This is a genomic window from Amycolatopsis sp. NPDC006131 (assembly GCF_040614175.1).
Lineage (GTDB): Bacteria > Actinomycetota > Actinomycetes > Mycobacteriales > Pseudonocardiaceae > Amycolatopsis_E > Amycolatopsis_E tucumanensis.
Window position 1 is genome coordinate 1 of sequence record NZ_JBEXTX010000181.1, and the last position, 9,850, is coordinate 9,850.

The window sequence follows — 9,850 nt, forward strand, 5'->3', positions numbered from 1 at the left end:
CGAGCAACCCGCCGCTCTCCACGGTCGGCCAGATCGCCGCCACCACCCGCGTCGCACCGAGGATCGCCCGCAGCGCCGACACCCCGGCGTTCAGCACCTCGGCGACATCGGTGGCGGCCGCCAGGTCCGCGGCGAACGCGGCCAGCACCGCCTCCCGGTCCGCCGCCTTCTTCTCGACCGTCACGTCCCGCAACGTCCCGACCAGCCACGCCCGCCCGTCGTCCTCGGCGACGCGCGTGAGGGTCAGCGCGGCCCACGCCTCGCGCCCGTCCGGGCGCTCCACCCGGACCGACACCTCGTGCCCGTCCCCCAGGTAGCCCACCAGATCGGTGGCCGGCACGCGCGCGGCGTCCGCACCCAGCCACGGGTACGGCCAGGCCATCGGCACGCTTTCCGCGCCGTACCCGGTGATCCTGGCGAACGCCGGGTTGACCTCGACCACCGTGCCGTCGCTGTCCGCGACGAACACGCCCTCCCGCAACGACTCGAACAACGCGCGGCGGAACTCCGACTCACGCCGCCGCAGACCGGACAGCGCCAGGTTCGCCCGCACCCGCGCGAGCAGCTCCGCGCCGGAGAACGGTTTCGGCAGGTAGTCGTCCGCGCCGGCCTCCAGACCGGACACCGCCGCCTCGACCCCGGCCCGCGCGGACAGGAACAGCACCGGCACCGACTTCGTCGCCGGTTCCGCCCGCAGCGCCCGGATGAGCCCGAACCCGTCCAGGCGCGGCATCATCACGTCCGACAACACGAGATCCGGGCGGTGCCGCCGCGCCAGCTCCAGCCCTTCGACGCCGTCCCGCGCGAGCAGGACCCGGCCGATCGGGCGCAGCATCCGCGCGATGAACCGGCTCAGATCGGTGTTGTCCTCGACCACCAGCAGCGTCGGCCCCGGCTGCTCGCCGGGCTGCGCCGTCTCGCCTTCCCCGTCGAGGCGCCACTGCAGCGCTTCCTCGCGGTAGGCGGGCGCGGCGGCGAGCGCGAGGTCGACGGCCGCCGGGGGCGCGACCGCCGCGAGCGGCAACCGGACCGAGAAGGTGCTCCCGGCCCCCTCCACCGAATCCGCCGACACCGTGCCGTCGTGCAACCGCACCAGTTCCTGCACCAGCGCCAGCCCGATCCCGGCGCCCTCGTGGGAGCGGCCCTCCCGCCCGCGCGCCCGGTGGAACCGCTGGAACAGCCTCGGCAGCTCGTCGGCCGGGATGCCGGCGCCGGTGTCGGCGACCGTCAGCTCGGCGTGCCCGTCCACCTCCCGCAGCCGGACCGCGACCCCGCCCTCCCGCGTGTACTTGAGCCCGTTGGACAGCAGGTTGAGGACGATCTTCTCCCACATGTCCGGATCGACGTTCACCGCTCGGGACAGCGGCGGGCAGTCGATCTCGAACCGCAGCCCGGCGCGTCGCACGGCCGGGGCGAAACTCTCCGCGATCTCCGTGGTCAGCGCGGCCAGGTCGTGCGGCGTGGCGTCCGGCTGCAGGCGACCGGCCTCGATCTTGGCGAAGTCGAGCAGGTCGTTCACCAGCCGCCGCAGCCGTCCGGCGTTGCGGTGCACCAGCTCCAGCCGCTCGCGCTGACCGGGCGGCAACGGCTCGGCGGTGTCGGCCAGCGCGTCCTCGGCCGGCCCGGCGATGAGCGTCAGCGGGGTGCGGAACTCGTGGCTGACGTTGGCGAAGAACTCGCTCTTCGCGCGGTCCAGTTCGGCCAGCGCCTCCGAACGACGGCGCTCGCCCTCGTAGGCGAGCGCGTCGGTGATCAGGCTCGACACCTGCCCGCCGAGCAGTTCGAGGAAGGCCCGGTAGTCCGCGTCCAGCGCCTGGTAGGCCGACACCCCGAGCACCAGCGCGCCCACCGGCTCCGCCCGGCCTGCGGCGACCAGCGGCAGCACCACGGCGCGGTCCGGCGCGGCCGTGCCGACGACCACCGGCTGCACGAAGTCCGGCCCGAACCGCTTCCGCAGCTCGTCGCACACCCTGGTCCCGCCGTCCCACAACGGCCAGACCGGTTCCCCGCCGCGGTCCAGCACCGCGGGCGCGGCGCGCTCCCCGGGACCGATCCCGTACGCGGCGGCCAGCGACGCCTGCCCCTCGTCGAACAAGTACGCCAGCGCGAACGGCAGGTCGGCGCCGTGGCGGCCCAGCGCGGCGACGGCGGAGCGCGCGGTCTGCGCGACCGATCCGGCGGCCGACACCTCGCCGAGGTCGTTGAGCACTTCCATCCTGCGCTGGCGGACCACCTGCTCGGTGGTGTCCTGGACGGCGACCAGGATGCCCAGCACCTCGCCCCGCTCACCGGAGATCGGGCTGTAGGAGAACGTCCAGTACGTCTCTTCGAGGTAGTTGTGCCGGTCGATGAACAGCAGCTGGTTCTCCGAGTAGGTGGCGCCCTGGCCGGTCAGGACGTGGCGCGACAGCGGGCCCAGCTCGGCCCACGCCTCCGCCCAGCACTCGGACGCCGGGCGGCCGAGGTAGCGCGGGTGCTTCTCGCCCATCGCCGGGCGGTAGGCGTCGTTGTAGAAGACGGTGAGCTCGGGCCCCCACCACACCAGCATCGGGAACCGCGACGAGAGCACGAGGCGCAGCGCGGCGTGCAGCTCGCGCGGCCACTCCGCGATCGGGCCGAGGGCGGTCGCCGACCAGTCGCGCGCGGCGACCATCGCCCCCATTTCACCCACTGTGTCCAAATAAGACGTATCAGCCGGATGCGTCATCGACCGTGTCAGCCCTCACCCAGGGCGCATTCGAGAGTCTCGGAAACGGTGAACACCTGCCGCAGATCGGCCGCCTCCAGCGCGCGCAAAACGACGCGGCTTGACGCGACCAGGCGCAGCGGTGTGCCGGCTTCGGCACACCGCTGCTCGGCCTCGACCAGCAGGGACAACCCGGCGGAGCCGAGGAAGTCCACGCGGGACAGGTCGACGATCACCGGCTGCGGCGGCACGGCCGCGCGGCGGGCCTGGTCCATCTCACTGATCAGCGCCGGCGCGGAACACAGGTCCACACCGCCGGACACGGTCACCACCACGGCGTCCCCGGTCACCCGGTGACGCACCGCGAAAGCTTCTTCGGCCAACGGAACCTCCCGGACACGCGTAGGGACACCTATGGTGCGTTCAGCCTAATGCGGGACCGGGAAGTCGGCAGATCTCGAGCTTCGTCAGCCCGCCAGCGCCGGCGCGGAGTACGCGGCCAGACGCTCCCGGACGTCCACCGGATCCCACACCGGCGGCTCGAGGACACCGGCCGCGACGCCGTCGCACAGGTCCTCGGCGAACCGCGCCACCACCCGCGGCGCGGGCAGGACGTCGGCGCCGAGGTAGGCCAGGACGATCAGGTCCTCGCCGCAGTGCGATTCGACGACCAGCGACCAGCCGGTGTCCTCACTCCAGATGAGGGCGGCGTCACGGTCGGGGAATTCGGGAAGGCGCCGTTCCAGCGCCAGGTACGCGTTGGCCGGTGGTGGGTCGATCTGCACGAAGTAGGCGTTGCCGCCCAGCCCCAGAGCCTCGGTCACCAGTCGCACGTACCGCCGCAGCCCCCGCGCCTGCGCGTCCTCGTATTCCAGGTACATCTGCCCTCGCACTTCGCCCACCAGATACCCGGCGGGGCGCCCCTGCTTGACGCCGCGCCGGAAACCGGCCCCTTGACGGGTTTGAAACCGCTCATGGCCCAGCCGGGCTACCCCTGGCTCGCGAATCCCAAACCTGCCATTTCACGGTGGGTGTGCACGCGGGCTGCCTCACGCACGAGCGCTGGGTGACTCCTCACCCTCGATGGTGAACGAGCCCAGCAACCCGGTGATGTCCAGGATGCGCCGCGCGTAGCGGTCCACGTTGGCCAGCTTCACCGTGCCGCCCTGCTCCTCCGCGCTGGTCTTCGCCCTGATCAGAGCGCTGATGCAGGCCGAGTCGAAGAAGTTGAGGCCCTCGAAGTCGAGCACCAGGTGGATCACCCCGGATCCGAGCAGCTTCTCCACGGCCTGGTCCAGCTGGTCCACCGCGCCGTGGTCGATCTCACCGAGCAGCAGCACACGTCCGCTGTCCCCGCTGGCCTCCGTGCGCACCACGGAAGCCGTGGCGGACCTGGTCGCGCCTTCGTCCGTCGTCATGGTTCGAACTCTCTCCAAAATCGTGGCGTCGGCTTCGGCCCCGGTTGTCGCCCGGCGGCCGTGTGCAATAAGTTTGCCGCAAAGCAACGAACTTCGTGGAGCGTGCTCGCGTGCCTGCGACCATCCACCATGCTGGAGCCTGGGAGCGATGACGACAACCTCCGACCGCCAGATCACCGCCGTGGTCAGCGATTTCCTTGACGCCCAAAAGGAAACGATCGTCGCGCAGTGGGCCGACTCACCGTTCTTCCGCTCGGTGGCGCAGGATTCCGACCAGGCCGCCGGCGACAGCGCCGAGGTTCTGCGGGGGATCCGCCGGGCCATCGCGGCCGGTGACGTGGACAGCCCCGCCGCCGACGGCTTCAACGACCTGCGCTCGCTGCTCACCGCGCTGGCGTCGCAACTCGACGGCAACCAGGGCGTGAGCCCGCGCACCGCCGTCGAGGTGAGCGACCTCAAGAAGCCGTTGCTGCGCCTGTGGCAGGAGACCGCGGATGCGGACTTGCTCACAGCGGGCGCCCTGCTGCTCTCCAGCGCCGTGGACACCCTGCGGCTGGTGCTCGTCGAATCGGCGCTGGCCTCGGCCAAGGAGACCCTGGCCATCCAGCGCGACCAGCTGACCGAGCTGTCCACCCCGGTGATCAAGCTGTGGGACGGGGTGCTGGCGATCCCGCTGATCGGCACCCTGGACAGCATGCGCAGCCAGGTCGCCACCGAGAGCCTGCTGCAGTCGATCATGACCCACCAGGCCAAGGTCGCGATCCTGGACATCACCGGTGTGCCCACGGTCGACACGATGGTGGCCCAGCACCTGCTCAAGACCGCCATGGCGGCCCGGCTGATGGGCGCGGAGTGCGTCATCAGCGGCATCCGCCCGCAGATCGCCAACACGATGGTGCAGCTCGGCATCGACCTCGGCGAGGTCGCCACCCGCGCCCGGCTGGCCGACGCGCTGGCCTACGCCCTCAACCGGCTCGGACTGCAGGTGGGCTCGTCCGCGGTACCGGGCGTGGTCTGATGGCCGGCATCCCGATCGTCAACCTGAGTGGTGTCCTGCTGGTCACCATCCAGGAGGAGCTCCTCGACCAGTCGGTGGCCGAGTTCGAATCCGAGCTCACCGAGAAGGTCGTGGAGACCCGCGCCCGGGGTGTGCTCATCGACGTGTCCGTGCTGGACATCATCGACTCGTTCCTCGCCCGCACGCTGCACGACATCGCGGCCATCACCTCGCTGATGGCGGCCCGCACCGTCGTGGTCGGCATGCGGCCTGCCGTGGCCATCACCCTGGTCGAACTCGGCCTGACCCTGCCCGGCCTGTCCACGGCGCTCTCCGTCGAGGAGGGTCTCTCACTACTCGCCCCGCCACCGGGGTCATCGCGGACGGCGCTGCGGTGACACGCGCGCCTGCCACGAACACGGTCGCCATCCACGACGAATACGACATCGTGCATGTGCGGCACGCCGCCAGGTCGGCGGCGTCCACCGCGGGGTTCAGCCTCGTGCAGCAGACCAAGCTGGTCACCGCCGCCAGCGAACTGGCCCGCAACGCCCTGGTCTACGGGGGCGGCGGGCAGGCGGAAATCGCCGTCGAGGACCTCGGCGGCAACCCGACGGTGCGGATGACCTTCACCGACAAGGGGCCGGGCATCCCGGACATCGACGCGGCCATGGCGGACGGCTTCACCACCGGGTCCGGCCTCGGCCTGGGCCTCGGCGGCGCCAAACGGCTCGCCGACCAGTTCCGGATCGACTCGGCGCCGGGCCGCGGGACGAGGGTGGAGATCAGCATGTCCGTCCGCAGAAGCGCGGGACCGTGACCCGCGACGACCTGATCGTGACCGAACCGAGTCACGTCGGGCGCGCGCGGGTCGTCGCCGCGTCGGCCGCGACCCGCGCCGGGCTGCCGCTGGAGCGGGTTCACCTGGTGTCGCTCGCCGCCACCGAACTGGCCTCCAACCTGCTCAAACACGCCGGGCGCGGGGTGTTCAGCGTGGTGCCGGCGCTGGGCAGGCTGGACGTCGTCGCCGTCGACTGCGGTCCGGGGATCGGCCGGATCGAGGACAGCATGCGCGACGGCTACTCGACCACCGGCACGCTGGGCGGCGGCCTCGGCGCGGTGCGCCGCGCCGCGGACGTGTTCGACGTCTACAGCAGGCGTGGCCAGGGCACTTCCGTGCTCGCGCGCTGGCACGCGGGCCCGTCACCGCTGCCCGGTGGACTGCGGATCGGCAGCGCGATCCTCACCGCTCCGGGTGAAGCGGAATGCGGCGACCGCTGGACGGCGGAAACCACGGACGATAGCGTGACCATCGCGGTGAGTGACGGCCTGGGCCACGGCCAGTTGGCCGCACGGGCCAGTGACGCGGCGATCTCCACCGTCGCGGCACACGCCGAGCTGCGACCGGCCCGTATCCTGGAGCTGATGCAGCCGTCCCTCGCCTCCACGCGCGGCGCGACCGTGGCCGTCGCGCAGCTGACTCCGGCGGAGGGGCGCATGCGGTTCTGCGGGGTGGGCAACGTGTCCACCCGGTTCTACGCGGACCAGGACGGGCCCGTGCAGCGCATCGTGTCGCGCCACGGCATCGTCGGCGTCGCCGCGCGGCCGCGGCCGTCGGACTCCGCGTACTCGTGGTCCTCCCGCAGCTGGCTGGTCCTGCACACCGACGGGATCTCGGACAAGTGGAGCAACACGGACTGGCCCGGCCTGTTCAACCACGACCCGGCCACCGTCGCGGGCTGGATCCTGGGGCAGCGTGGCCGCGGGCGGGACGACGCGTGCGTGGTGGTCATCGCGGGAGGTGGTGGCCGGTGACGAAAGCCACCACCGAGGACCTGCTCCGCGAGCTGCGCGAGACCATCGCGCGGCAGGAACGTGAGCTGCGGCTGCACCAGTCGGAGCTGGAACAGACCAACGCGGGCCTGCTGGCCCTGCACGCCGAGGTCGAGCTGCAGCGGCAGCGGTCGGCGTTCCTGGACGAGGTGAGCCGCAGCGTGTCGGCCTCGCTGCGCGGCCGGGAGGTCGTGGAAGCCCTGGTCGGGCTCATCGAGCGGGAGAACCTGGCCGACTGCGCCGGCGTGTGGCTGGTGACGGACGAGACCCGCAAGCTCAAGCGCCTGCCGCGGCCGGACAGCGCGCCGGACGCGGACGTGAAGCGCGTCGCGACCGGGCACCAGGCGCACATCGAGCCGAAGCGGCTGCTGCTCCCGCTGACGGTCGGCCCGCACCTGCTCGGCGTGCTCGAGCTGCACCGGGACAGCGAGTTCACCGGCGACGAGGTGTCCTTCCTCACCGCGGTCGCCGCGCGGTCCGCGGTCGGCCTGCGCAACGCGGGCGAGTACGAGCGGGAGCGCGAGCTGGCCGAGCGGCTGCAGCACGCGATGCTGCCCACCCTGAGCACCCCGGACGAGCTGGAGCTGTGCGCCCGCTACCGGCCCGCGGCGACCGGGGTGAACATCGGCGGCGACTGGTTCGACGCGTTCACCAGGGCCGACGGCACGATCGTGCTCACCGTGGGTGACGTCACCGGGCACGGTCTCGACGCGGCCGTGGTCATGGGGAAGCTGCAGAACGCGCTGCGCGCCTACACCGCGGAAGGGCACGGCCCGGCGGAGGCGCTGCGGCTCGCCCACCACCTGCTGCGCGGGCTGGACAGCACGTTGTTCGCCACCGCGGTGGTCGCCGACCTGGAGCTGGAGACCGGCCGGATCCGCTGGGCCAGCGCCGGGCACCTGCCGATCCTGGCCTGCGGCGAGGACGGGGTCCGGCACCTGGAGCGGCCGAACGCGCCGATGCTGGGGGTGCCGTTCGCGTTCGACATCGCCGAGTACGAGGAGACCATCACGCCGGGCAGCGACCTGCTGCTCTACACCGACGGGCTGGTGGAGCGGCGGGCCGAGGTGCTCGACGACGGGCTCGCCCGGCTGACCGGCGCGTTCGCCGAGGTCACCGGGCTGCCGACGGACGAGGCGGGCGACCGGATCCTGTCCGAGATGCTCGGCCAGGACGAGCACGACGATGACGTGTGCCTGCTGTTGTGCCGGTGGTCGGCGCAGCCGGAGCGCCCGTCCCGCCGCGGCGCGCGGCACATCCCGGCGCCGCGCTGAACTCAGCGCGGGAGGGCGAACTCCGCCCACACCCACTTCCCGTCCGAGCCGGTCTCGTAACCCCAGGACTCGCTGACCGCTTCGACGATCACCAGGCCGTTGCCGCGCACCGAATCCTGTTCGGCCGGGCGCGGGACCGGGACGTGCAGGTCGTCGTCCCACACGCGCAGCAGCAGGCGGTCGCCGTTCTGGCGCAGCACCACCGTGACCTCGCCCTGCCCGTGCTCGACGGCGTTGGTGACCAGCTCGGAAGCGGCCAGCACGATGTCCTCGCGGGTGTCCGCGGGCACCTCCCACGCCTGCAGCGCGGAGGTGGCGAACTCCCTGGCCTGGCCGGCCGCCGGCGCCTCTTCCGGCAACCGCGTCACCGCGCGCCGCCACTCCGACGGCTTGCTGTGGTGCTTCGTCGGTCGGCGCGAGCCGTCGGTCCTCACAGTGTCCTCCCGCCAGCGGTCCTTGCTCGCGTATCGGCTGTGTTGGTGGTTCCCCGGACGTGGCCGGTTAACCACTTTCCGCCCCGATCCTCACCCGCGGTGAAGCCCGGTTAGGATCGGCGGACGGTTGAGCCGCCAGCCTGTTGCCGTGGCGGCTCCGGGTACCGGTGCAGCTTCCTTGTGGTCCGCCGACGGCAGGACGCGGTGAACGACGACAGTAGGAGGTATCTCGGGTGACCACCGAGTTGCGTGTCACGCGACGCCTCATCGACGGGGCCATCGTGGTCTCCGCCGCCGGCGATGTGGACCTGACCAGCGCGCCCGACCTGGAGAGCGAGGTGCAGACCGCCTGCGCCGAAGCCCAGCCGCCGGGCCCGGTGGTGGTCGACCTGTCCGGGGTGACCTTCCTGGGGTCGATCGGCCTGAGCCTGCTGGTCAACGCGCAGCAGAAGTGTGAGGAGAACTCGGTGGAGCTGCGGGTCGTGGCCACCAGCCGCGCCGTGCTGCGGCCGCTGGAGGTGACCCGGCTCGACGAGCAGCTGCGGATCACGTCGTCGCTCGAGGAAGCCGTGGCGCCGCCCGCGACCGAAGCGAGCTGATTGCCCCGCTCCCGCGCGGGTACTCGCTGCCGGTGGACCGAGCCGGGGAGCGAGACATGATCGTGGTGAGCAAGCGGATTCCCGTCCAGCCCGAAAAGGTGTTCACCGTCCTCGCCGACGGCTGGACGTACGCGGGCTGGGTCGTGGGCGCCTCGCACATCCGGCAGGTGGACAGCCACTGGCCCCAGGTCGGTTCGCGGATCCACCACAGCGTCGGGCCGTGGCCGTTCAACGTGCAGGACGTGAGCTGCGTGCTCGCGGTCGAGGAGAACAAGCTCCTCGAACTGGAGGCCCGCATGTGGCCGATGGGCGCCGCGAAGATCACGCTGACCCTCACGCCCGACACCGAGGGCGGCACGGAGGTGCAGATGGCGGAGAAACTGGTGCGCGGCCCGCTCAGCCTGCTGCCCGAGCCGGTTCAGGCAGCCATGCTGGCACCACGGAACACCGAGAGCCTGAAGCGGCTGGCGGACATCGCGGTGCACCGCTGATCTTTGAGCTCAAGCCGGGCTGGGTGGTCATCCCGTCGCCTGACACTGGACGATCACCTTGAGCCAGGGCCGCAACATCCGCTGCCAACCGGCGGCCGAGCATGCCAACCTTGCGGCC

General features: G+C 71.9%; 12 protein-coding genes. 7 read left to right on the forward strand and 5 right to left on the reverse strand.

Annotated elements, in window-relative coordinates; genetic code table 11:
* The 4 genes from ABZ215_RS41920 to ABZ215_RS41935 form a co-directional block, all read right to left on the reverse strand.
* Window positions 1-2,662, reverse strand: a 2,662-nt coding sequence (locus ABZ215_RS41920) for an ATP-binding protein (RefSeq protein ID WP_354956383.1), incomplete at its 3' end; no start/stop codon positions are given.
* Between the two features lie 53 nt (window positions 2,663-2,715).
* Window positions 2,716-3,069 (reverse strand): STAS domain-containing protein, encoded by a 354-nt coding sequence (locus ABZ215_RS41925; protein WP_020422969.1) that lies wholly within the window; start codon window positions 3,067-3,069, stop codon window positions 2,716-2,718.
* A gap of 84 nt (window positions 3,070-3,153) precedes the next feature.
* Entirely contained in the window at window positions 3,154-3,579 is a 426-nt protein-coding gene (locus ABZ215_RS41930) for a DUF6292 family protein (protein ID WP_235716314.1), read from the reverse strand.
* A 156-nt stretch (window positions 3,580-3,735) separates the two neighbouring features.
* Entirely contained in the window at window positions 3,736-4,104 is a 369-nt protein-coding gene (locus ABZ215_RS41935; RefSeq protein ID WP_020422971.1) for an STAS domain-containing protein, read from the reverse strand.
* Window positions 4,105-4,252: 148 nt separating this feature from the next.
* Here ABZ215_RS41935 and ABZ215_RS41940 point away from each other — a divergent pair, with 148 nt between their 5' ends.
* Genes ABZ215_RS41940 through ABZ215_RS41960 form a run of 5 tightly spaced genes read left to right on the forward strand, consistent with a single transcriptional unit; the run spans window position 4,253 to window position 8,208 of the window.
* The gene (locus ABZ215_RS41940) at window positions 4,253-5,122 is read left to right on the forward strand and encodes an STAS domain-containing protein (RefSeq protein ID WP_020422972.1); all 870 of its coding nucleotides are present in this window, start codon (window positions 4,253-4,255) and stop codon (window positions 5,120-5,122) included.
* Window positions 5,122-5,499, forward strand: coding sequence for an STAS domain-containing protein (locus tag ABZ215_RS41945; protein WP_020422973.1), 378 nt, complete (start codon window positions 5,122-5,124; stop codon window positions 5,497-5,499). The genes ABZ215_RS41940 and ABZ215_RS41945 overlap by 1 nt, the downstream gene beginning before the upstream one ends.
* Window positions 5,496-5,921 (forward strand): anti-sigma regulatory factor, encoded by a 426-nt coding sequence (locus ABZ215_RS41950; protein ID WP_020422974.1) that lies wholly within the window; start codon window positions 5,496-5,498, stop codon window positions 5,919-5,921. Before ABZ215_RS41945 ends, ABZ215_RS41950 begins: the two co-directional genes overlap by 4 nt.
* Window positions 5,918-6,916 (forward strand): SpoIIE family protein phosphatase, encoded by a 999-nt coding sequence (locus ABZ215_RS41955; RefSeq protein ID WP_020422975.1) that lies wholly within the window; start codon window positions 5,918-5,920, stop codon window positions 6,914-6,916. The genes ABZ215_RS41950 and ABZ215_RS41955 overlap by 4 nt, the downstream gene beginning before the upstream one ends.
* On the forward strand, window positions 6,913-8,208 hold the full coding sequence (locus ABZ215_RS41960) for a SpoIIE family protein phosphatase (protein ID WP_020422976.1): 1,296 nt from the start codon (window positions 6,913-6,915) through the stop codon (window positions 8,206-8,208). Before ABZ215_RS41955 ends, ABZ215_RS41960 begins: the two co-directional genes overlap by 4 nt.
* 2 nt (window positions 8,209-8,210) lie before the next feature.
* On the opposite strand, the gene ABZ215_RS41965 is transcribed toward ABZ215_RS41960, so the two are convergent.
* A complete protein-coding gene (locus ABZ215_RS41965; protein ID WP_354956386.1) occupies window positions 8,211-8,642 on the reverse strand; it encodes an ATP-binding protein in 432 nt (143 codons plus the stop codon).
* 233 nt (window positions 8,643-8,875) lie between these two features.
* Here ABZ215_RS41965 and ABZ215_RS41970 point away from each other — a divergent pair, with 233 nt between their 5' ends.
* Complete coding sequence (locus ABZ215_RS41970) at window positions 8,876-9,241, forward strand: STAS domain-containing protein (protein WP_020422978.1); 366 nt, start codon at window positions 8,876-8,878, stop codon at window positions 9,239-9,241.
* A 56-nt stretch (window positions 9,242-9,297) separates the two neighbouring features.
* The gene (locus tag ABZ215_RS41975; RefSeq protein ID WP_237340213.1) at window positions 9,298-9,732 is read left to right on the forward strand and encodes an SRPBCC family protein; all 435 of its coding nucleotides are present in this window, start codon (window positions 9,298-9,300) and stop codon (window positions 9,730-9,732) included.
* Window positions 9,733-9,850 lie beyond the last annotated feature (118 nt).

What these genes read in the sequence shown, in the direction of transcription:
- ABZ215_RS41945 (WP_020422973.1), top strand. Translation starts at nt 5,122, where the DNA reads ATGGCCGGCATCCCGATCGTCAACCTGAGTGGTGTCCTGCTGGTCACC.
- ABZ215_RS41935 (WP_020422971.1), bottom strand. Translation starts at nt 4,104, where the DNA reads ATGACGACGGACGAAGGCGCGACCAGGTCCGCCACGGCTTCCGTGGTG.
- ABZ215_RS41940 (WP_020422972.1), top strand. Translation starts at nt 4,253, where the DNA reads ATGACGACAACCTCCGACCGCCAGATCACCGCCGTGGTCAGCGATTTC.
- ABZ215_RS41975 (WP_237340213.1), top strand. Translation starts at nt 9,298, where the DNA reads ATGATCGTGGTGAGCAAGCGGATTCCCGTCCAGCCCGAAAAGGTGTTC.